The following is a 22978-nucleotide window of genomic DNA, read 5'->3' as shown; positions in this document are numbered from 1 at the left end:
GACGAAGCTATGGAATTACTCGTGGCCTTAGCGGAAAGGCTCAGTGTTATTGTCACAGTAGCGTTTCTGATGACGAGGAGCCGAGTCTTTCGTCGTTTTTTGCGTTCCCAAATAACTCAGCGTGAGACGTTAACCTTGATTCTTATTTTTGGTGCATTTTCTACAACGGGAACCTATTCCGGGATCTCAATTCATGGGGCTTTGGCGAATACGCGCGCAATAGGCGCGGTGAGTGCCGGATTGCTCGGTGGACCCTTGGTGGGTTTCGGTGCTGGAATTATTGCCGGTTTTCATCGCTATTTAGTCTATGGAGGGTTTACTGGTCTTGCTTGTGCCGTATCGACCACAATGGAGGGTTTGTTGGGAGGGTTTGTTTATCGACTGGCACGGGATAAAGCTAGCGATTGGAGGGTAGGCATTGGGGTAGGGATGGTTGCAGAAGTTCTGCAGATGGTCATTATTCTTGTGCTTGCTCAACCTTTCGATGAAGCTTGGAACCTTGTGAAGATTATTGCCGTGCCAATGATGGTGGTCAATGGTCTTGGGGTGGGGCTTTTTCTCGTCATTGTCAAGACGGTGTATATGGAAGAGGAGCAGATTGCAGCAATTCAAGCCCAGAATGTTTTGCATATTGCTGATGTGACGTTGCCTTATTTTCGAACGGGATTAAATGTGGAAAGTGCACAGAAGGCCGCCCAATGCATTCATACCATCGCCCATGTGGCGGCAGTGGCCTTAACAGACACGGAACAAATTATTGCGTATGTTGGTCTAGGAGAGGATCACCATTTTCTTGGACAACCTATTTTGACAGAGGCAACCCGTAAAGTATTACAAACTGGAAAACCAATTCAAGCCATATCAGAAACGGAGATTCATTGCCAAGATCCAAATTGTCCTTTGCGATCGGCGATTATCGTCCCTCTACGACAGGGGGAGAAAACAATCGGAGTTTTAAAACTTTATCGTGCTCAGCGTGGTAAATCTAAGGTCAATGTAACGCTGGCGGAAGGGCTAGGAAAGCTTTTTTCCACTCAACTTGAACTAGCGGATCTTGAACACCAAAAAGAGTTGCGCATTGCAGCTGAAATCCGTGTGCTTCAAGCTCAGATTCAACCGCATTTCTTATTCAATGCCATTAACACTGTCGTTAGCCTGATTAGGACTCAGCCCGAAAAGGCACGTGAGGTTCTAATTTTTTTGGGCGAATTTTTGCGCCACAATATGCGTCAGGGGGTGGCGTTCCATTCCGTGCGGGAAGAATGTAAACACGTACAAGCCTATCTAGCGATCGAAGAGGCACGATTTGGAGACAAGTTGCAGGTCAATATGGATATTGAGGCAGGGACAGAGGGTTTTTTACTTCCACCGCTCGTTTTGCAGCCGTTGGTAGAAAATGCAGTAAAACACGGGCTATTACCTAAGGAAAACGGTGGAACCGTATCTCTTCATGTGTACATAGAGAGGGATTGCTTAAATATAAAGGTTCGTGATGACGGTATCGGCATATCGAGTTTTAAGTTGCGCAACATTTTAGAAGGGAATCATGATGAAAGTACTGAGACGGGTTTAGGTCTGAAGAACGTACATCGACGATTATTGGGACTCTACGGACAGGGGCTGCTGATCGAAAGCTCTCTTGGTAAAGGAACGTTAATTTCGTTTCGAGTACCCACGTCAGGTAGTGTTCTAAAAGGAGCGACTCTATGATCAAAATAGTACTTGTGGATGACGAGAGACCAGCACGTGAAGAACTTCGCTTTTTGTTAGAACAAAATCCAATGATAAAAATTATCGGAGAGTTTGAGAGTGGGATCCAGGCCATTGAACATATTCCTAGTTTGCAACCCGAGGTCATATTTATGGATGTTCATCTACAAGACATGGATGGATTGGATGTTGTTCGTGCCCTGCAACAGATGGACGTTCATGCGTCCGTCGTTTTTGCCACCGCTTTCGATGTTCATGCCATCCGTGCCTTTGAACTTAATGCCGTGGATTACATTCTCAAACCCTTTTCCCAGGAGCGTTTAAGGGTTACGATTGATCGGATCCAACAACGTTTGCAGCCTAATGATCTAGAATTGTCGCGGAAAATCACGCAACTCATTCAGGAGATTGGAGTTAAACAACGGCCGCGCAAACTTGCGGCAACCTGCAAAGGACGCGTCGTCTTAATTGACCCGCAGGAGTTGCTTTTTGTGGTTGCTGAGGGTCGCTACGCCAGTTTGGTCACAGCTCAAAAAATATGGCCTACGACGTTCAGTTTGCAGGAAATTCAGGAGAGGTTGGACCCCGTTCAGTTCTTGCGAACTCATCGAGCGTATATTGTAAACCTTGATCGGATCAAAGAAGTGATTCCCTGGTTTAACGCGACCTATAAGATTGTCATCGATCAAGAAAATTCACCTGAGATTCCGGTGAGTAGAACTTATGTGAAAGTACTTAAAGAGCGGTTAGATGTCTGAGTGTTCTCTCCAAAGAACACTTTTTCTTTTGCCAAGATTTAAACAATAATAAACATTGAATACATTAATTTGTAATCTCAAGACAGATAATATATGTTTCATGTTGGCAGTATAGAAACTAGTTCACTCCCTGTATTATACTACAGTTAACTATTATTATTGTTGCAATATTCGTTGAAAGGGGGATAGATATTCGGGGAACTGCTGTAGATACAACGGTAATTAGAGAGAGGAGAGGTGAGAAACATTGAATGCCTTAACACTTGTAATTATTTCAGCATGTGTTCTTATTTTATCTTATCGGATTTATGGTGCCTTTTTAACGACGAAAGTGTTGATGGTGGACGAGTCCCGTGTGACACCTGCTCATCGTTTAAATGACGGGCAGAACTTTGTTCCAACTAATAAATGGGTTGTATTCGGACATCATTTTGCAGCAATTGCTGGTGCAGGACCATTGGTTGGACCAGTGCTTGCCGCCCAATTCGGATTTTTACCCGGCACGGTTTGGATTTTAATCGGAGCCGTTATGGCAGGTGCAGTGCATGATTTGGTTATTTTGTTTGCCTCTGTTCGGTATGATGGACGCTCGCTGTCGGAAATTGCCAAGGAAGAGCTTGGGTCTGTTTCCGGGCTAGCCACTGCCATATCCATCCTCTTCATTTTAGTGTTAGCCATGGCTGGACTCGCTGTAGTGGTGGTTGGAGCCGTTAAAAACAACCCTTGGGGAGCCTTTACGATCAGCATGACGATTCCCATTGCTTTGCTTGTCGGCTTGTATATGTATAAATTACGCCCTGGGAAAGTCGGCGAAGCTTCCTTTATAGGCTTTGCCCTTGTTATCATTGCTGTTGCTTTGGGACCTACGGTTCAAAATTCTGGACTTGCTCAGTATTTTAACTGGTCGGAAAAAGCCCTTTGGATTATCCTTCCCAGTTACGGCCTGGTTGCCGCAATCTTACCAGTGTGGTTGTTACTCGCTCCCCGGGATTACATCAGTACCTATCTTAAAATCGGAACGATTGCGGCTTTGGCCTTGGGAATTTTCTGGGTACATCCCGTACTTCAAATGCCTGCAATTTCGACCTTTGGTCATGCGGGTAGTGGACCAGTAGTGCCAGGTCCAATCTGGCCTTTCGTAAGCATTACGATTGCATGTGGAGCCTTATCTGGTTTCCATGCTTTAATTAGCTCCGGTACTACTCCAAAGATGATTAGCAGTGAACGTGATCTTCGCCTAGTGGGATTTGGTGGGATGCTAATGGAAGGGTTTGTCGCCATGATGGCCCTCATTGCTGCTACTGTCTTGGCTCCGGGAGACTATTTTGCAATTAACCTTGCGCCGAAGACGTTTGCCAGCCTCCATCTCGCAACCGTGGAGCTACAAAGGTTGTCAAGTCTGGTGGGAATGGACCTCGCGGGAAGAACAGGGGGAGCAGTTACCCTAGCTGTTGGGATGGCGCACATTTTTTCCAAAGTGTTAGGCGAACATTTAATGAAGTATTGGTACCAATTTGCGATTATGTTCGAAGCCCTCTTTATTTTGACGACGATTGATGCTGGAACGCGTGTGGGTCGTTATATTCTTCAGGATTTCTTAGGAAGGTATGTTTACAAACCATTCAAAAATACAAACTGGTGGCCCGGAGTCATCATTACGAGTATCACGATTTCCTTTGCATGGGGTTATATGTTATACGGTGGTAATGTCGCTTCGATTTGGCCAATCTTTGGTGTTTCGAACCAGTTATTGGGGGTTATCGCTTTGGCGATTGGTACGACGGTGATCTTGCGTAACAGCACGAAGATGATTTACGCATGGACAACTTTGGTCCCGTTGTTTTACATGGTGGTTACGGTGTTTGACGCTGGCGTATGGTCAGTGCGTTGGAACTATTTACCGAAGAACGACTATCTAAAGGTTAGCATGATCATTATTATGTTGGCTCTTGTAGTGATTATTTTGACCGACAGTGTTGTTAAATGGAACCAGATTATCACTGCCCGCAAAGCGGGAAAATCCATGGCTACAGTGTCGAGAAGATTGACAGCGAAGTAGACGTTCGAGTACGACTGAACTTTTGTGAAGCTCAAAGCTTAACTTAGAGACGGGATGCGAACTGGAATATGCGGCTGAATAGTGCTCAGTCTCATTTTCCAGTCGCATCTTTTTTATTATTGAGGGAAGGATAGACAGGAATTTAGAAGCAGAATAGAGAATTAGTTCTTGACGATTTTTAGGGAGGTTCTGATTTTGAAAGTCAAACGGGCAGCAAAAGCTGGGTTTTGTTTTGGCGTGAAACGCGCCTTAGATATGGCAGAACGAACAGTGGAAACGTCATCTGCGGTATCCCTTGGACCACTCATTCACAATCAACAGGTTGTAAAACGTTTAGAAGAACGTGGGATTCAAGTTGTAAATGCTTTAGAAGAGGCAAAATCTGAACAGGCCTTAATTATCAGATCTCATGGCGTAGCTCCCAATGTCTATCATGAGGCTGAAAGTAAAGGAATTCAGGTAGTGGATGCCACCTGTCCTTTTGTTCAGAAAGCTCAGCGGCTAGCTGCCGAGTCTGCTCAGATGGGACAACAAGTGATCGTCATGGGTGACAAACTTCACCCAGAAGTACAGGGAATTCTGGGCTGGGCAGGAGAACATGCCATCCCCATCCAGACGGTTGAGGAAGCTAAAGAACTGCCATTTTACCCTCATTTGGCCGTTTTGGCGCAGACCACCCAACTGACGGAAAATTATGAAAGGATTGTCGAAGAGCTGAAACTCCATACGGATGAACTTACCGTGCACAACACGATCTGTAACGCCACGGCTGAACGACAAATGGTGGCCCGTGAGTTGGCAGAAATGGTGGACGTAATGGTGGTCGTGGGGGGGCGCAATAGTGCCAATACCCGAAAATTAGCCAGTATCTGTGCGGAACGCACGAAAACATATCTGATTGAAACAGCGGAGGAATTAGAAAGCGTTTGGTTTCAAGAAGCCAAGGAGGCAGGTTTGACAGCTGGAGCTTCAACACCAGATTGGATAATTGAGGAGGTTTATAAGAAAATGACTGAGATTAATGACAATGAAATGGATATGGCCAGTTGGGCGGAAAATTTCCAAGAACTTCATCCTGGTGCAAGGGTTTCGGGGAAGGTTGTTAAAATAACAAATGATGAGATCTTTGTCGATATCGGCTGGAAATCTGAGGGTGTCATACCGCTTAAAGAGCTGGCTGTAGCCCGGCAAACACGCCCAGAGGATGTTGTGTCCATCGGGGAAGAAATTACGGCAGTGGTCATGCGTGTTGAAAATGAAGAAGGGCATACAGTCCTTTCAAAACGGCAAGCGGATGAAGAGAGAGCTAAGGAACGCCTTGAAACTTTAGCCGTGAGTAAAGAAGAGATTCAGGCTAACGTGGTTGAAGTTGTCAAGGGTGGCTTGGTGGTTGATGTCGGAATGCGTGGTTTTGTTCCTGCATCTCAAATCCAACCGGGTTATGTTGAAGACCTGAATCAGTTTTTAGGGCAAACTCTTCGCTTGCGGATGCTTGAATTTGATCCATCTAAGCGGAAAGTAGTGCTTTCTCAAAAAGTTATTTTGGAAGAAGAGCGGGTAATCCAACGTAAACATTTACTAGAGACCCTCAAAGAGGGTGATGTGGTGACAGGGGTCGTTCGACGGATGGTCGATTTCGGTGTTTTTGTAGACATCGGTGGGCTAGATGGACTGCTTCATATTTCGGACATGGCCTACACTCGGATTAAGCATCCCTCGGAGCTACTAAAAATAGGGGACGAAGTGGAAGTTCAAGTTTTAATAGTTGATCAACAAACTGGGAAGCTTTCGTTAGGGCTTAAACAACTCAAAGTGAGCCCATGGGTTGCGGTGGCTCAAAACTACCCCGTAGGATCTTTGGTGAACGGTAAAGTTGTGCGCATTGCTCCTTTTGGGGCCTTTGTTCAGCTTGCAGACGGGGTGGACGGGCTGGTTCACATTTCCCAGTTGGCAGATCATCGGGTCAATAAAGTGGAAGATGTACTTAAAGTTGGGGATATGGTGAGTGCCAAAGTCATTGAATGTAAGCCAGAGGAGAAGCGAATTAGTCTAAGCATTCGCGAGGGGACCATAGACTCAAACCAGAAAAATGATGCCGAAGCTTTAGCCTTGCAATCTGAAACTGCACCGGTAACGATCGGGGATGTACTGGGTAAGACTTTTATTGCCGAAAACCAAGAGAAGTAACGGAAGGTGATCCTGATGGCTAAACGACAAGTAGCTCAGCCGATTGATTTCCCATTGCTTTTTATAGCACTTGCCCTTTTAGCCTTTGGATTGATTATGGTGTTGAGTGCCGGGGCAGTGAGCGGTTTTAATGCTACCCAAAATACGTATTACTATGTTTTTCAACAGCTGAAATGGACGTTGATTGGTTCTGTTTTCGCGTTTGTGGTTATCAAGATTCCTTATGTGTTTTGGCGACGCTTTGCAGGGATTGGGATCCTCATTAGTATAGTATTACTGATCGCAGTAACCTTCACCCATGCGGGGATTGCGGCGAAAGGCTCAGCTCGCTGGATTCAAATCGCAGGTGTTACAATTCAACCTTCTGAAATAGCTAAACTAACCCTAGTGCTCTTTTTCGCGCATATCTTAGATCGGTTTCCCCTCAAACGAGGAAAGGATTGGCGCATTCCACTGGGGATTATCGCCTTAGTGATGATCCTAGTCTTACTCCTCGTTTATAAACAACCAGACCTAGGGACGGTGATGGTTTTAGGTCTGACGAGTGTCGCAATGCTCTTGCAGACCGAAATTCCAACGATCTACTTTTTAGCGGCCGTACCACCTCTTGGAATAACGCTTTTATATTTGGTCCATCGCACACAGTATCAATGGAATCGGATTTTGGTTTGGCTAGACCCATGGAAATATGCTTCGGATTTAGGCTACCAGATTACAAATGCTGAGATTGCCTTTGGCTCCGGCGGTTTGTTTGGGGTCGGCTTAGGACGAAGTATGCAAAAGTATGGTTTTCTGCCTGAAAATCATACTGATACAATTTATGCTATAGTAGGAGAAGAGCTAGGTTTAGTAGGCGCATTGTTTTTATTAGCTCTTTTCATTACGTTATATGCACGGGCTTACCACGTGGTTAAGGGCTGTCCGGATCGCTTTGGTCGACTTTTAGGCTTTGGTCTAACCTCCTCGTTGGCAATTCAAACCACGATTAATTTGTCAGTAGTCACTGGAGTAATGCCAGTTACGGGGATTACCCTTCCTCTGATATCGTACGGGGGGAGTTCCCTTGTCATAACGTTGATCGAACTTGGTTTAATCCTAAATATATCCCGTTATCGCAAAATTGCCAGTCGTACTGAAGAAAACCTGCCCAATATGACCGTGTAAACTCCTTCTAGATGGGAATGATAGAGATAAAGGCTTCCATTGGAGGAGGGGTTTATCTGAATTTTCCCTATGGAGAGTGGATTATTCTTGGCTTAGTACTTTTAACTTGGGCCGAAAGACGAGCTTCCCGGCGATTTTTTCTTATGCTAGCGATTGCCTGGTTGCTTGGAAAATCTTTAGAGATAGCCTTTCCATCGCTAATGCCTTGGCACTGGCACTTCGCACGTCTATCGGTCATGTTGTTTTTTGGAGGATGGGCATTGCGGCGTGCTGAACGGAGAATTTTCCCGCTTTTGTTTACTAGCTTTCTTTTCAGCATCGAAACACTTTTTCTAGTGAATGAACCTGGGGTTTTTCCGTATGGAGCATGGTTTTTTACCATTGCCCTGACCTTAGTGGCTTGGTTAACGGCTAAGTCCTATTGGGGAACAGCAGCAGCCTTTGTAGGGAGTGTTCTTTTGAACCAAGCCCTAGTGCGTTTCGCCTATGAGGGAATTGTCAGGCATGCAGATTTACCGGATTCGTTTGTTTGGAATTTTGGCGTGTTATTTTTTACAGCTTGGGCGGGTTTGCGTCTAGGATGGAAAAATTTCACGGCGAGGGCACTGCGAAAATCAACGTCTGAGCAGTTATTACCTGTGAATGGAGTTGGGGCCTATGAGCAAGCTGAAGAACGTGAACTTCAGTAGCAGGCTTGTCTCATTTGTAGTATACTTGTAATCGATCAGAGGCTGGGATAATATGCCTGATCTAAATGTCAGGAGGATGAAATAGTTTGTCTAAAGGGCTTGTGGTCGCGGCGGTCGACACAGGGAGTATTGCCGAAGAGATGGAGATTCAAGTCGGAGATCGCGTTCTGGCAGTGAATGATGAAGAACTTAATGATATCATTGACTTTCAGTTTGGGGTATCGGAAGAAGAATTTACCCTGCTTATTGAAAAACCTAATGGAGACCAATGGGAAATTGAAATAGAAAAGGCTCCAGGGGAATTCTTGGGCCTAGAGGTAGAAACAATAAGTGCTGACGGTCTGAAAGTATGCCGTAATAATTGTACGTTTTGCTTTGTAGCCCAAATGCCCAAAGGGATGCGGCGAACTCTTTATGATAGAGATGATGATTATCGCTTATCGCTTACTCAGGGGAGTTTTATTACCTTGTCTAATCTGAGTGAGGAGGAATTAGAGCGGATTATTTCTCTCCATCTTAGTCCGTTGTATATTTCTGTCCACGCCTGGGATGCAGAAGTGCGTTCTCGTCTTATGAGAAACCCGCATGCGGGAAAGCTGCCAGAGCAAATCAAACGTTTAGCTGAAGCTGGAATTATGATACATGCTCAAGTTGTCTTGCTCCCAGATCACAACGATGGAGACGTGTTGATCGAAACGATCGAACGGTTAGGGGAACTCTATCCTGCTGTACAGTCGATTGCTGTTGTTCCGGTGGGGTTAACTCGCTACCGCGAACAGCTTACCCTACTGCGTGGGTTTACGACAGAAGAAGCTCGTTGGATTCTGGATAAGGCACAGAGGTGGCAAAAGGACTTCTTGGCAAAGACGGGTCTGCATCTTGTCTACTTGGCAGATGAATTTTATATTCTAGCCGGACAGGACTTTCCTGAGTTATCAGTCTATGATGATTTTCCACAATTGGAGAACGGTGTGGGCATGGCACGGAAATTCATCGCTGAAATCGAATCTGGGTGGGACTCTTTACCAGAGGAGGTCTCAGAACGCCGCGTGCATCTCATTACCGGAGCATCGGCGCAAAAACTATTTGAATTGTGGCGGGGCCGCTTAGAGGATCGAATAAGAGGATTAAAGCTCACAGTTCATGCGATAAGCAATGATTTTTTTGGCCGATCTGTCACATGCGCTGGATTACTGACGGCTCAAGATATTGCTCATCAATTAGGAGATTTATTGGGGGAGGAGTTTCTTGTTCCACGTGTTATGCTCAAGGCGGATGAAGATCTCTTTCTCGATGATCAGAGTGTAACGTGGTTAGAGGAAAAGGTGAATGGCAAGGCCCGTATCGTTAAAAACGATGGCTTGGCATTTTTAGAGCATGTAATCGGATATCCTTTGGGAGGTAAAACTATTGAGTAAACCTGTTGTTGCTATTGTAGGAAGGCCAAATGTCGGAAAGTCGACGTTGTTTAATCGTATTACGGGCGGACTGGTGGCCATTGTGGAAAATATGCCTGGGGTGACGAGAGACCGACTTTATCGAGATGCAGAGTGGCTAGGACGGAAGTTTGCTTTGATCGATACAGGAGGAATCGAATTTAAGGATGAAGGGACTCCTATTGCCTCTCAGATGAGGAGGCAAGCAGAAATTGCCATGGAAGAAGCGGACGTGGTTATTTTTGTTGTGGATGCCCAAATATCTCCTACGCCGGATGATGATCTGATTGCCCGTACCTTGCGTCGTTCCGGAAAACCAGTCTTGCTCGCTGCCAATAAAGTGGAAAACTTCGAAAAAATCCAAAGCCAACTTTATGAATTCTATAGTTTAGGGTTAGGGGAACCAATTCCTATATCTGCAGTGCATGGCATGAATACAGGAGATTTACTCGACTTCGTGATTTCTAACTTACCAGAGAACAACGATGAAGAGTATGATCCAGATGTGATCCGTATTTCCGTCATTGGACGTCCAAACGTCGGAAAATCGTCGTTAGTCAATACTATGCTGGGGAAAGAACGGGTGATTGTCAGCAATATTCCAGGAACCACTCGGGACGCGATTGATACTCCCTTTGAGCATGAAGGGAAGCATTATATCCTCATTGATACGGCGGGAATGCGCCGTAAAGGGCGAATCGACGAACTAACAGAGCAATATAGTGTTGTCCGTTCTCTTCGTGCAGTCGATCGCTCTGATGTGATCCTCATGCTGATCGATGCCACAGATGGGGTCACGGAACAAGACAAGAAGATTGCCGGCTATGCCCATGATGCGGGCAAAGCTATTGTATTAATTGTTAACAAGTGGGATCTCGTCGAAAAGGACGAGAAGACGATCAACAAATTCGAAAAGACGGTTCGCGAAGAATTGGGTTTTATGCAGTATGCTCCAACCATGTTCATTTCCGCCAAAACTGGGCAACGGGTTAATAAAATTTTAGAACTGGTTGATTTCGTGGTTGAACAAAACGCAACCCGTGTAACGACTGCCACCTTGAACGCCTTACTGAGAGAATGGGTGCATCTCAATCCACCCCCATCTGATAAAGGACGACGATTAAAGGTCCGTTACCTCACTCAAGTAGGAGTAAAGCCGCCGACGTTTGTTTTCTTTGTCAATGACCCTGAATTGATGCATTTTTCGTATAAACGATATTTAGAGAATCAGATGCGGAAACATTTCGGTTTTGAGGGTTCACCGATCCGAATTGTAGTTCGCCAAAAAGACGAAGAAAAGGAGTAAGGCAAATGCTACGCTACCTGTTGTTTATCGTGACGTATTGCTTGGGGATCATTCCTTTTGCTTATTTGGCGGGCCAACTAAAAGGGATTGACGTACGTCGGCATGGCAGCGGAAATATCGGCACGACGAATGCCTTTCGTCTTCTGGGGGTTAAACTGGGCATTTTGGTATTACTTGGGGACTTCTTGAAGGGGGCCGCGGCTGCCGCCCTTGGTTATTGGGCTTTTGGACCATGGGGAGGAATTATAGGAGGGTTACTGGCGATGGCGGGGCATAGCTGGAACCCGTTGTTTGGTTTTCGACCCAGCGGAAAAGGGGTTGCCGCTGGATTTGGAATCATTACGGTCTTGATGCCGAAAGTCATGTTTGTGGCTATTGCACTGTTCCTTCTGGTAGTGGTTGTGACACGTTATGTTTCCATGGGCTCAGTGGTCGGTGCTCTCACGGTTGCTATTGCAGTCTTTATTTTTCCAGAACCTTTTGCATATCGGTTTTTCGGATTGGTCGCCTCTTCGATTGTGCTGTTTCTTCATCGTGCTAATTTCCAACGAGTGTTGCAAGGAACAGAACATCGGTTCGGCGATAAAAAGAATCCGAGGGATGTGTAGTGAGGGGTCTCTACCCCACCCTGTAGGTTACCAGGACCTACTCATCGAAGAGAGGTCCTAGTAAAAGGGTTAATTCTTGGAGTAGAGGGAGGAGTATACGTATGCCCAATGTAGCTGTTTATGGAGCTGGAAGCTGGGGGAGTGCTCTGGCAGTGCTCTTAGCGAACGCAGGTCATCAGGTTGCACTTATCGGTCGTCACCCGGATGAGATGGAACTTATGAACAAGCACCGCGAAAATTCACGTTATTTGCCGGGTGTCGCTCTGCCACTAGGTCTTCTGCCGACAACAGATCTGGCACTTTTAAACGCAGATCTCGTTGTTTTCAGTGTACCGTCTCATAGTGTGAGGCAAGCCGCTTGTTTGGTTAGGCCCTACCTAAGGCCGGGTTGCATTGTGGTCAATACGGCCAAGGGCTTAGAAGAACAAACACACCTCCGCCTCTCAGAAGTATTAACAGAGGAACTTCCACAAAATCCGATTGCCGTCTTGTCTGGCCCCAGCCATGCCGAAGAGGTGGGACGGGATATGCCGACAACGGTCGTGGTTGCCTCGGATGTCGGGACTGCTGCAATAGTTCAAGACCTGATGATGACCCCGAAATTTAGAGTGTATACCAATCCGGATGTTGTCGGGGTTGAACTTGGTGGTGCTTTGAAAAATGTTATTGCTTTATGCACAGGGATAGCAGAAGGGTTAGGGTTTGGGGACAACACTAAAGCGGCTCTTATGACCAGGGGATTAGCGGAGATAGCGCGCTTGGGCGTGGCTTTAGGGGGGCATCCGTTGACCTTTGCGGGGTTATCGGGCGTGGGCGACCTTATCGTTACATGTACAAGTCAACACAGTCGCAATCGCCGAGCTGGTGTGGCGCTCGGGCAGGGGAAACCCTTAGAAACTGTGCTTAAGGAAGTCGGCATGGTGGTAGAAGGGGTAAAGGCTGCCCGTGTGGCCTATCAACTCAGTGTAGAGAAAGACATTTCTATGCCCATTACCCAACAAGCCTACAAAGTTCTATTTGAGGGTGCGGATCCCAAAGAAGCAGTTGCGGATTTAATGATGCGCGGGAAACGCCATGAACTTGAAGAAGTTGTGGAAATGAGCTGGCTAAAATAGTGCACATATTTTGAGGCTTAGATTCATAGACGTAGAAGAGGTTGTAAAAAACCTTTTCTACGTTTTTTTGTGTGTCATATTTACCCAAAAGAGTCAATATACTTATACTGCTTAATGTGCTAGTCCGGTCACCGGGAAGCCACGTGTTACAGGGAGGTGGAAGGGGAGATAAGGTGGAGGCCCTTCCCCAAATTTTGGGACAGCACTCAAAAGGGAGGGAAATTAGTAATGGAAAAACTAGACATTTTCAGGGATATCGCTGAACGTACAGGGGGCGATATCTACCTCGGTGTCGTCGGGCCAGTCCGTACAGGAAAGTCCACCTTTATCAAACGATTCATGGACCTCCTGGTCTTGCCTAACATCTTAGATGCGTTTGAGCGGGAGCGGGCCAAAGATGAGCTTCCTCAAAGTGGGACAGGAAGAATGATCACGACGACAGAACCTAAGTTTATTCCTTCAGAATCGGTGGAAATCGTTGTCAAAGATTCAATACACATGAATGTTCGTTTGGTGGACTGTGTAGGATACAATGTAGAAGGTGCCCTCGGGTACGAAGCCGAAGATGGAGAAGAGCCTCGCATGATGAAAACGTCATGGAGTGACGAACCCATGTCCTTTCAGGATGCAGCTGAAATGGGTACCCGAAAAGTCATAACGGATCATGCTACCATCGGCATTGTGGTTACGACCGATGGATCGATTACAGATATCCCACGAGAAGCATACTTGGACGCTGAGGAACGGGTCATTTCCGAGTTGCGTCAACTGGGGAAACCATTTGTAGTGCTCTTAAATACAACTCGCCCCTATGCAGAAAATACGATGGAACTAAGCCGTTCTCTGGAGGAGAAATATGGCATCCCAGTTATTCCATTGAATTGTCTGGAGATGAAACAAGACGATATTACGCAAATTCTGGAAGAGGTACTCTATGAGTTCCCTGTAGCAGAAGTCAATATTGATCTTCCAAAATGGGTAGAGGAACTCGATACCGCTCATCCGATTCGGGCCGCCTTTGAGGAAAGTGTGCGCAAAGCAATCGACGGGGTACGGCGTTTGCGTGACATCGATCAGGCTTTAAACGCTTTGACAGAATGTCAATATGCCCAAGATGTTCTTCTCAAGGAGATGAACTTGGGCACTGGAGTCGCCAATGTGGAAATCACCGCTATTGAAGGGCTCTTCAAAACAGTTTTGCAAGATCTCACCGGGATTGAAATTGAAGGGGATCATACTTTGCTTCGCCTAGTGTTAGACTATAGCAAGGCCAAGAAGGAATGGGATAAAATGTCTGAGGCCATTGAAGAAGTACGGGTTAATGGCTATGGCGTGGTTACTCCTCAACTTGAAGAAATGTTCCTAGAAGAACCAGAGCTTGTTAAACAGGGAGGACATTATGGGATCAAGCTCAAAGCAAGCGCACCGTCTCTGCATATTATCAGAGCGGATATTACGACAGAAATCACGCCCTTAATCGGGACAGAAAAGCAAGCTGAAGAGCTCGTGAAGTATATGCTCGATGAGTTTGAAAGTGATCCTCAGAAGGTCTGGGAATCTAATATTTTTGGCAAATCGTTGCATAACTTAGTTCGTGAGGGAATCCAAAATAAACTCTATCGTATGCCGGAAAATGCCCAACATAAGCTCCAAGACACTTTGCAGAGGATAGTCAATGATGGCAGTGGAGGCCTTATCTGTATCATTATCTAAAGGGGCATAAGAAGAGATACAAAAAAGATTTGGAACGTATGAATCACCCATAGTGGAGATCCAACGTTCCTTTTTGTTCCGGCCCCATTTCATTGACGTTTAGGGCGTTTATTTGATAATCTTGCCAAACTTACACAGCTTAGCTTATAATAGTCAGGATAGCAAAGGATGATCGAAGATAGATGGGGAGCGATTGAGTGGTTGGTAAGACAAATGACTTCTTAATTGTCAGTAAAAATATTTTGCCTGAAGCCATTATTAAGACCGCGAAGGCGAAGGAACTCCTTGTCAAAGGAGATGTATATACGATCAATGATGCAGTGGAACAGGTAGGGCTTAGTCGAAGCGCCTATTATAAATATAAGGATGGAGTGTTCCCGTTTTACGAAGCGAGTAGAGAAAAGATTATTACAATCTCTCTCATTCTAGAAAATAAAGCGGGGGTGCTTTCCTACGTCCTTAATTTTATAGCTTCTGTCAAAGGCAATGTTCTCACCATCAATCAAGGAATTCCCTTGCAAGGAATTGCCAACGTTTCGGTTTCCATTGAAACCGCTGGAATGGCAGACACCCCCGAAAATCTTTTATCTGGGCTTGGGGACATCGATGGGGTGAGAAAAATTGAAGTAATTGGTCAAACTTAGACTTGCGTTTTCCCCCTATATGTGATATCTTGTAAAAGTCCTTCATCGGGCATTAAGTCGGGGCGTGGCTCAGCTTGGTAGAGCGCTACCTTGGGGTGGTAGAGGTCGCACGTTCAAATCGTGTCGCTCCGACCAGTATTATCAAGGCTTTCAGCCTTTTAAGGTAGGCGGGTCAAACAGCAAATGTTGACCAAATGCCGACCAAAAAAATAGACCATAATAGATGGTCTATTTTCGTATCCTGCTCTTAGTTATATTTGCTTTCTTCTTGTTGGAGCTCGATGATTTTTCTATTGATCTCATCTTTCTTTTTAACTCCAAGATGCTGATAGATTCCTTTTAAAACTTTAATATCGTGTCCAAGGCGCTCGGCTGCTAAATGATCTAGTACATCATTTTCATACAGCCATGTCGCATGATAATGCCGAAGAAAGTGCAAACGAGTCTTCGGTATTTTTTTGTCTCTGACGAGCTTCCCTAAATAGCTAGTATAGCTATCGGGTCGCATCGGGAACAAAATGAAAGAGGAAAGGAATGGAGATGATGCGTGACCCATACCTTTACCCGAATACCGAGGTTTTGAAAAATAAATTTAGCGTGATTGACAATGAAAAACTTAATACCATAGAAGCGGAATATACAAGTACAAGGCAGAGAATTGATCGATTAGAAAATGATCCAACCCAGGGTATTCCTTGGCGGTCAATTCGACGCACGGAGTAGAGGATGTTAGAAAAGAAATTTGATGTAAGATTAGATCCCGATGCGTTAATGGTGAAAAAATATTTTATTCTACACAGGAAACTGGTACTCTGTGGAGAAAGAATACATGTGTACCAGTATTAGGCACTTACCTTTGAACAAAAATTAAAGGAGGGAATAACTTTGGAGAAATTTTTATTTGTGTTGAGTCGCGGGCTTGAGGACCCTACCCGGGCAACTAGGGCATTTCAGCTTGCGAAGGTAGCCAAAGAAAAGGGGCATGAAGTTAATATTTTCTTAGTAGATGATGCCGTGGCGTATGCGGTTTTGGGATTGGCGGATAATGTAAAGGCACCAACTGGGGATGCTGCCAAACCGTATATCGATTATTTAATTGAGCAAAATGTCACTTTTTATATCTGTACACCCTGCGCTAGGACCAGACTTTACAGTGAGGACGAATATATTAAGGGCGCCAAATTATCTACGGCTCCACACCTTATTGACCTAGCAACTGAAGCAAAAGTATTTACATTTTAGTCAGGAATTGAACGTTATCTAAGAAGGTTTCGCACGCTTTGCGACCATAAAGTGGAAGCTGTTTATTCCTGTAGGCATAGGAACTCATGGCTTTCACTTTTTGTGTTTGACGCATGAAGCTGATATATTTAATCAAAAAGCATTATGCAGTGAAATTCAAATTTCATGAAGACATTTTAACAATAGCCCTTTGCGTGTGACACTTGTTCGGGTACATTTGTAAGATTTCGAGACAAACGTCGTGAAAGGAGAGAAGTGCTGCCTTTGGGTTAGTACGATATATTGAGATATTTTGATTTTATGACGAAAGAGGGTAGGGAAGCAACCTTCTTTAAAGCTCCAGAGTCTTTTGATAAAGAAACTCCCCGAGAAATTCTTTCTTATGCGCTCGGGGCGACTTTATATATGCCTGGAACCCGAGAAACTATAGCAAACGATATCATTACGAAAAAAAATATGGGACTAGCCTCGACCGTGTTTTGTTTAGAAGATTCGATTGGGGATTCTGAGGTGCCATTTGCTGAGAGCAATCTAACAAACCAAGTGCAAGAGATCCATACGGCCTTGGGTAATCGGGAAATCGAGCCTAATGACCTACCGCTGATTTTTATACGGGTACGAAATCCCGAACAGATCCTTAGGCTTACAGAAGGAATGGGAGACAGCTCGAAGATCATCGCGGGTTTTGTTTTTCCTAAATTCACATCGGAAAGTTATCGGTATTTTGAGGCGCTTAAGAGTCTCAATAAGCAATCCACGGGACCTTTTTACGGAATGCCAATCATTGAAAGTCCCCAAGCCATTTATCTTGAATCACGTGTCAAAGAGTTGTTGGAAACGAAGCGACTCTTAGATTCTTATCATGACTTAGTTCTGAATGTACGAATCGGAGCGACGGATTTTTCGGGTCGTTTCGGAATTAGAAGGGGACCGGATGTAACCGTCTATGATATTATGGTAATACGGGATTGCATCGCGGATATTACAAATATTTTTGCCCGTGGTGAAAGCGATTACGTGGTGTCTGGACCCGTATGGGAATACTTTGCAAATGTTGGGAGAGTGCTCAAACCTCAGCTGCGGAAGAGCCCGTTTGAAGAATTCCATCTCACTAATGGGGGTAATGGGACTAAGATCAGAAGCCAGCTTTTAAATAAATATGTTGATGGTTTAATTCGCGAAGTAATTCTGGATAAAGAAAATGGAATTATTGGCAAGACCATTATTCATCCGAGTCATATTGTCCCCGTTCAGTCCTTATATACTGTGGGGCATGAAGAATATTTGGACGCTTTGAGTATAATCGAGAGCGACCAAGATCAGCGCGGTGTCATTAAAAGTCACTATACTAATAAAATGAACGAAATTAAACCGCATTATAATTGGGCACGAAAAATCTTATTAAGAGCAATGAATTATGGAGTGTTTCATGAACAACACAATTTTATCAGTCTGCTTACCGAAGACGTATTTGTATAATCTTGAAGGGCAAAGGGTCACAGTTACGATAAGAAACAATCCCTTTGGATTCGAGCCACAGACGTTGTTCTCTTTAGCTGCAAGAAAAAACAAGAAGAGAGCTTTTCTGTTTGTCAGTAACGTACTCGGAAAACATGTACCTGTTGATCCGTTTGTTCCACTGCTTGCAGGGATGGCACTTGGTGTTCGATTCCTGCAAAAAATTCACGGTGGGGACTATGTTGATACCCAAGACATTATTCAGGCACTTAAGATCAAGCGGGATACAAGGAAGGTTTATGAAACAGTATTACAAAGATCACTGGTCACTCTCCCTGAGGAAACCTTGTTCATAGGCTTTGCAGAGACAGCGACAGCCTTGGGGCATGCCGCGTTTAGTTTATTTGATAATGCTCACTACCTTCACACGACACGTGAAACAGTACCCACGATGGTCTCTGAGCTAAACTTTACTGAGGACCATTCTCATGCCGTTAATCATCGGTGTTATCCGTTGGACAAGGAGTTACTGGAGACTTCCAAAACAATTATCCTAGTCGATGATGAGATAACGACTGGAAATACTGCTTTAAATATAATTCGGGCCATACAAGGAAAATTCCCGAAGACGGATTACGTTGTCCTATCTCTTTTAGACTGGAGAACCAGAGAAGACCGTGCTAATTTTACAAGACTTGCGCAACAACTTGACATAAAGATCCAGACTGTTTCTCTATTAGAAGGGGAAATAGCGGTGAGCGGTGACCCCATTAACCAAGAGATTGATCTCTACAATCCCACTTCGAGATCATGTGTTTTGGAAGAAGAGTCTTTTGTTATACCTGAACTTAAATTTCTCGAACTTCAAGAGGTGGACTCCGTGTTTTCAGAAGATTCTACAGGGTATAAGAATCCTTCGTCGTATTTGAAATTAACAGGGAGATTTGGCCTGTCAAGTATTGAAAATCAAGGCGTTTTTCCTTTGGCAAGGGAAATTGGCGAAGAGCTTAAGAAAGACCGCAGGGGTGAAAAGACACTTTGTCTAGGAACCGGGGAATTTATGTATTTCCCCATGCTCGTTTCCTCCTATATGGGTGCGGGAGTTTGTTACCATTCCACCACGAGGAGTCCGATCTATCCCTTCGCAAAACCGCAATACGCGATTCAAAATGGCATTTTCTTTGCTAGCCCTGACGAACCTAGTGTCACTAATTATGTTTATAATGTGCCATTAAAGTATTACGACGAAGTGTATTTGTTTCTTGAAAGGGAAGTGAACCCCGAACGACTAACTCCAATGCTATCCTCGTTCAGGGAATTAGGCATTTCCCGTTTGGTTTTGGTGATTGGTACCAGTCAGAGCGTTAATGTTCTGGAGGCATGACGTTAACTAGAGTTTTTCTGCCAAAGCTAAAGGGATGTTATCCGCTAGGTTTAAATGACAATAAAAATGGGGGCTGTTAAGTGATCGATATCCTGCTTACTCCTCGTATTCCAGATCCTTTGCCAATGGGAAGTTATGACTCCAAGGATGTCATCTTTTTGCTTAAAAATCTCAATGGGTTATTGACTGAAACCGATTTGCAAACACGTGAGAGAAAAATCCAATCCGGCGGTCATTATTCAGAGATGCTGCCGATAGAATATAAGCCAACTAAGGAATACATGGATCTCTTTCACCAAACGCTCCATGAGAGTGCTTCCAAAGTCGCAGAGGCCGTGGGGGTAGTCTCGGAGCGCATTTTGAAAAGAAACGGTTCAAAGATGGTTCTTGTTTCTCTAGCTCGTGCAGGTACGCCAATCGGAGTTTTAATTAAACGTTATCTTTCGGAAATTCATGACGTGGATATACCCCACTACAGTATTTCCATTATCCGGGGCAGAGGCATTGACGAAAACGCTATCCTCTACATTCTTCAAAATCACCCAGAATCTAAGATCCAGTTTGTAGATGGTTGGACAGGTAAAGGAGCAATAACCAGTGTTTTGAGCCAGGCATGTACTGAGTTCAAAACCAAATATGGGTACGAGTTAGACAGTGATTTAGCTGTTCTTGCCGATCCCGGATTCTGTGTCAAAACCTTCGGAACACGAGAAGATTTTTTAATCCCTAGTGCTTGTTTAAATTCAACCGTCTCCGGTTTAGTCAGTCGAACCGCTTTTCGCCCGGATCTAATGGGAGAGCAGGAGTTTCACGGAGCTCGATTTTACGAAGATCTTCTAGCTGAGGATGTTTCTAATCTTTTTGTTGATACGATATCTGCGGAGTTCAAAAGGCTTGTTCTGCCAAATCCTAAATTTGAGGGAGTCGATGACCAGGTTGAGGTTACTTGGCATGGTCTTAAAGAGATAACGACTATTATGGAGAAGTTTGGGGTTGAGGATATTAACTTTATTAAACCAGGCATTGGAGAAACAACTAGGGTTCTTTTGAGGAGGATACCGGAGAGGATCCTGGTGGACAACCTAAAAAACCCTAATTTAGAACATATTCTACTCCTGTCTAGTGATAAAGGAGTTCCGGTTGAGGAGTATCCTGATCTTACATATTCATGCTGTGGCATTGTGCGACGGCTTTAATGGAGGAATCAATGTTATTTGCAAGCGACCTTGACCAAACCTTGATCTATTCGTATCGAACGATAATGAGCAATGAGATAATCGCTCAAATTAGGCCAGTGGAATGGCTGGATGATCGATTTATTTCCTATATGACTCAAAGTGCTATAAGCAAATTAAGGGAGATCTCTCAAGAGGTCCTTTTTGTGCCAGTAACAACTCGGACTAAACTTCAATATCAGAGAATTAATTTACTGGGATATGACATTGTATATCAATATGCAGTAACCAGTAATGGTGGAACGATATTTTATAGGGGCAGAGAGGATGAAGACTGGGCCCAACAGGTGCTCAAAGGAAGCGACAACTGTCTTGCTGCCCAGGATCTTATCAATAAGTTTGAAGAAATCGCGCATTCTTCATGGGTGATCGAGGATTCAGGTAAATGGGCGGATAATTTATTTTATTATTGTCTGATCGAACGAGAAAAGATCCCGATATCAGAATTAGCAGCTTTCAAAATTTGGGCAAACGAAAATAACTGGGAGCTATCTGTCCAAGGGAGAAAACTCTATCTTGTTCCTAGGAATATCAACAAAAAAGCCGCGATCCAATATATCCAGGATCAAGAAAATATCAATCGAGTTGTCGCGGCAGGGGATTCGTTGTTGGATTTAGAGATGCTAAAAGCGGCGGAACTGGCCATAGCCCCAGCGCATGGTGAATTATACTCGCTGTATAAACAGGGTGTTTCTGGCTTAGAGAGGATAAGATTCACTAAAAGAAGTGCAATTGAAGCAGCAGAGGAAATCATAGATCTTGTAGCGGGGTCAGGTATCAAGAAGGAAGTTGTATAATGGTTTCTTTTAAAGTACAATATACATGGTAAACAATGGAATGAGTTGTGGAATATTAACAGTCTCATATGTGAAAGTTATGTGAACCCTTTTAACAAGTATTATTCGAGTGCATTCTTGTGATAATATAAAGAATGATAGGTTATGTATAGACGTGTAACATTGTGGAAGATTTGTGGAGAATATAAAGATGCTACTGAGGAAGCAAAAGTATCATTAAAGAAAGAAGTTTCAATTTTAAAGGGGGATTTGGCGTGGCTGCGATTAATTTGCAAAAGGGACAAAAGATTGATTTAACTAAAGGGAATCCTGGTTTGTCTAAAATTCAAGTTGGTTTAGGATGGGATGAAGTAACAAAACCAAAATCGGGTGGCCTTCTTGGCGGTCTCTTCGGAGGAACACCCGCAGCAATTGATTGCGATGCTTCAGCAATTATGCTCGATGCTAATGATAAGTTAACTTCGAAAGATCGTTTAGTTTACTTTGGAAATCTCCAAAGTGCTGACAAAAGCGTCAAACACAGTGGAGACAATCTCACAGGTGCAGGGGAGGGGGATGATGAGCAAATCAATGTGGATTTAAGCCAAGTCCCTAGTGGAGTTCAGAAAATTGTTTTTGTGGTAAACATTTACGATTGCCTAAAACGAAAACAAGATTTCGGACATATCGCAAATGCCTTTATTCGGGTTGTCAATCCAAGCAATGGGCAAGAATTATGCCGATTTAATCTAACCGAAAATTACGCTGGTAAAACAAGTTTAGTTGTTGCCGAAGTTTATCGTCACACCAATGAGTGGAAATTCGCTGCGATAGGCGAAGGAACGAATGATGCATCCTTAAGCGAACTCATCCGTCGCTATAAATAATTTATTATAAGGGGGTCAATCCAATGGCAATTAGTTTACAAAAAGGTCAAAAAGTAGATTTAACCAAATCTAATCCGGGCCTTACAAAAATCGTTATTGGTCTGGGGTGGGATGTTAACAAGTATGATGGTGGAAAAGACTTTGATTTAGATGCCGCCGCCTTTATGTTAAATGCTGATGGAAAAGTTATGGAAGATAAGAATTTTGTTTTTTACAATAACCCCAAGAGTCCCGATGGTTCAGTTATGCATACGGGCGATAACCGTTCTGGTATTGGAGATGGGGATGATGAGCAAATCAAAGTAGACTTGGGGATTGTTCCCACTGGCATTTCCAAGATCTCCTTTGGGATCACAATTCATGAGGCTAAAGAGCGCAATCAAAATTTTGGACAAGTTTCCAATGCTTACGTGCGTGTTCTTAATGAAGCATCGGGTGAGGAGCTGATTCGTTACGACCTTGGCGAAGACTTCTCTGTTGAGACTGCGGTGGTCGTTGGTGAACTTTATCGTAACAATGCAGAATGGAAATTTAACGCGATTGGAAGCGGTTATCAAAACGGTCTAGCTGGATTGTGCAAGGATTTTGGGTTGGATGTTTAAAGCTG

At 44.3% G+C, this 22978-nt stretch carries 21 protein-coding genes and 1 tRNA gene; 21 read left to right on the top strand and 1 reads right to left on the bottom strand.

Going from position 1 to position 22978, the window contains the following annotated elements; all coding sequences use genetic code 11:
• Positions 1 to 9: 9 nt before the first annotated feature.
• From DSOL_RS12135 to DSOL_RS12075, 13 genes are all read left to right on the top strand, one after another.
• Positions 10 to 1710 carry a sensor histidine kinase gene (locus DSOL_RS12135; protein ID WP_075365119.1) on the top strand — a complete coding sequence of 567 codons (1701 nt, stop codon included), beginning with the start codon at positions 10 to 12 and terminating at the stop codon, positions 1708 to 1710.
• The gene (locus DSOL_RS12130) at positions 1707 to 2468 is read left to right on the top strand and encodes a LytR/AlgR family response regulator transcription factor (protein ID WP_075365118.1); all 762 of its coding nucleotides are present in this window, start codon (positions 1707 to 1709) and stop codon (positions 2466 to 2468) included. Before DSOL_RS12135 ends, DSOL_RS12130 begins: the two co-directional genes overlap by 4 nt.
• 247 nt (positions 2469 to 2715) lie before the next feature.
• Positions 2716 to 4527, top strand: coding sequence for a carbon starvation CstA family protein (locus DSOL_RS12125; RefSeq protein WP_075365117.1), 1812 nt, complete (start codon positions 2716 to 2718; stop codon positions 4525 to 4527).
• Between the two features lie 195 nt (positions 4528 to 4722).
• A complete protein-coding gene (locus tag DSOL_RS12120) occupies positions 4723 to 6714 on the top strand; it encodes a bifunctional 4-hydroxy-3-methylbut-2-enyl diphosphate reductase/30S ribosomal protein S1 (RefSeq protein WP_075365116.1) in 1992 nt (663 codons plus the stop codon).
• Between the two features lie 15 nt (positions 6715 to 6729).
• On the top strand, positions 6730 to 7878 hold the full coding sequence (ftsW, locus tag DSOL_RS12115; RefSeq protein WP_075365115.1) for a putative lipid II flippase FtsW: 1149 nt from the start codon (positions 6730 to 6732) through the stop codon (positions 7876 to 7878).
• A 17-nt stretch (positions 7879 to 7895) separates the two neighbouring features.
• Positions 7896 to 8567, top strand: a complete 672-nt coding sequence (locus DSOL_RS12110) for a hypothetical protein (RefSeq protein WP_235838791.1) — start codon at positions 7896 to 7898, stop codon at positions 8565 to 8567.
• A gap of 86 nt (positions 8568 to 8653) precedes the next feature.
• Entirely contained in the window at positions 8654 to 9985 is a 1332-nt protein-coding gene (locus tag DSOL_RS12105; RefSeq protein WP_075365114.1) for a DUF512 domain-containing protein, read from the top strand.
• On the top strand, positions 9978 to 11309 hold the full coding sequence (der, locus tag DSOL_RS12100; protein ID WP_075365113.1) for a ribosome biogenesis GTPase Der: 1332 nt from the start codon (positions 9978 to 9980) through the stop codon (positions 11307 to 11309). Before DSOL_RS12105 ends, der begins: the two co-directional genes overlap by 8 nt.
• A gap of 5 nt (positions 11310 to 11314) precedes the next feature.
• Complete coding sequence (gene plsY / locus DSOL_RS12095) at positions 11315 to 11917, top strand: glycerol-3-phosphate 1-O-acyltransferase PlsY (RefSeq protein ID WP_075365112.1); 603 nt, start codon at positions 11315 to 11317, stop codon at positions 11915 to 11917.
• Between the two features lie 101 nt (positions 11918 to 12018).
• Positions 12019 to 13032, top strand: a complete 1014-nt coding sequence (locus tag DSOL_RS12090; RefSeq protein WP_075365111.1) for an NAD(P)H-dependent glycerol-3-phosphate dehydrogenase — start codon at positions 12019 to 12021, stop codon at positions 13030 to 13032.
• Positions 13033 to 13260: 228 nt separating this feature from the next.
• Entirely contained in the window at positions 13261 to 14745 is a 1485-nt protein-coding gene (spoIVA, locus tag DSOL_RS12085) for a stage IV sporulation protein A (RefSeq protein WP_075365110.1), read from the top strand.
• A gap of 197 nt (positions 14746 to 14942) precedes the next feature.
• Positions 14943 to 15389 carry an ACT domain-containing protein gene (locus DSOL_RS12080; protein WP_075365109.1) on the top strand — a complete coding sequence of 149 codons (447 nt, stop codon included), beginning with the start codon at positions 14943 to 14945 and terminating at the stop codon, positions 15387 to 15389.
• Positions 15390 to 15447: 58 nt separating this feature from the next.
• Positions 15448 to 15524, top strand: a tRNA-Pro gene (locus DSOL_RS12075).
• Between the two features lie 112 nt (positions 15525 to 15636).
• Here DSOL_RS12075 and DSOL_RS12070 read toward each other — a convergent pair.
• Entirely contained in the window at positions 15637 to 15828 is a 192-nt protein-coding gene (locus tag DSOL_RS12070; protein ID WP_235838790.1) for a site-specific integrase, read from the bottom strand.
• A 95-nt stretch (positions 15829 to 15923) separates the two neighbouring features.
• Here DSOL_RS12070 and DSOL_RS12065 point away from each other — a divergent pair, with 95 nt between their 5' ends.
• From DSOL_RS12065 to DSOL_RS12030, 8 genes are all read left to right on the top strand, one after another.
• The gene (locus DSOL_RS12065; protein ID WP_139314462.1) at positions 15924 to 16112 is read left to right on the top strand and encodes a hypothetical protein; all 189 of its coding nucleotides are present in this window, start codon (positions 15924 to 15926) and stop codon (positions 16110 to 16112) included.
• A 162-nt stretch (positions 16113 to 16274) separates the two neighbouring features.
• Entirely contained in the window at positions 16275 to 16631 is a 357-nt protein-coding gene (locus DSOL_RS12060) for a DsrE family protein (RefSeq protein ID WP_075365107.1), read from the top strand.
• A 300-nt stretch (positions 16632 to 16931) separates the two neighbouring features.
• Positions 16932 to 18110, top strand: a complete 1179-nt coding sequence (locus DSOL_RS12055; protein WP_170871501.1) for an HpcH/HpaI aldolase/citrate lyase family protein — start codon at positions 16932 to 16934, stop codon at positions 18108 to 18110.
• Entirely contained in the window at positions 18061 to 19473 is a 1413-nt protein-coding gene (locus DSOL_RS12050) for a phosphoribosyltransferase family protein (protein ID WP_075365105.1), read from the top strand. Before DSOL_RS12055 ends, DSOL_RS12050 begins: the two co-directional genes overlap by 50 nt.
• A gap of 80 nt (positions 19474 to 19553) precedes the next feature.
• A complete protein-coding gene (locus DSOL_RS12045; protein WP_235838789.1) occupies positions 19554 to 20669 on the top strand; it encodes a cysteine protease StiP family protein in 1116 nt (371 codons plus the stop codon).
• An 11-nt stretch (positions 20670 to 20680) separates the two neighbouring features.
• Entirely contained in the window at positions 20681 to 21505 is an 825-nt protein-coding gene (locus tag DSOL_RS12040) for an HAD family hydrolase (protein WP_075365104.1), read from the top strand.
• Positions 21506 to 21759: 254 nt separating this feature from the next.
• Positions 21760 to 22371, top strand: a complete 612-nt coding sequence (locus DSOL_RS12035; RefSeq protein WP_075365103.1) for a TerD family protein — start codon at positions 21760 to 21762, stop codon at positions 22369 to 22371.
• Between the two features lie 23 nt (positions 22372 to 22394).
• Positions 22395 to 22973 carry a TerD family protein gene (locus DSOL_RS12030; protein WP_075365102.1) on the top strand — a complete coding sequence of 193 codons (579 nt, stop codon included), beginning with the start codon at positions 22395 to 22397 and terminating at the stop codon, positions 22971 to 22973.
• The last annotated feature ends 5 nt before the right edge of the window (positions 22974 to 22978 follow it).

The sequence above is a fragment of the Desulfosporosinus metallidurans genome, assembly GCF_001936615.1.
GTDB classification, from domain to species: domain Bacteria; phylum Bacillota; class Desulfitobacteriia; order Desulfitobacteriales; family Desulfitobacteriaceae; genus Desulfosporosinus; species Desulfosporosinus metallidurans.
This window is presented reverse-complemented; position numbering and strand designations above follow the sequence as displayed.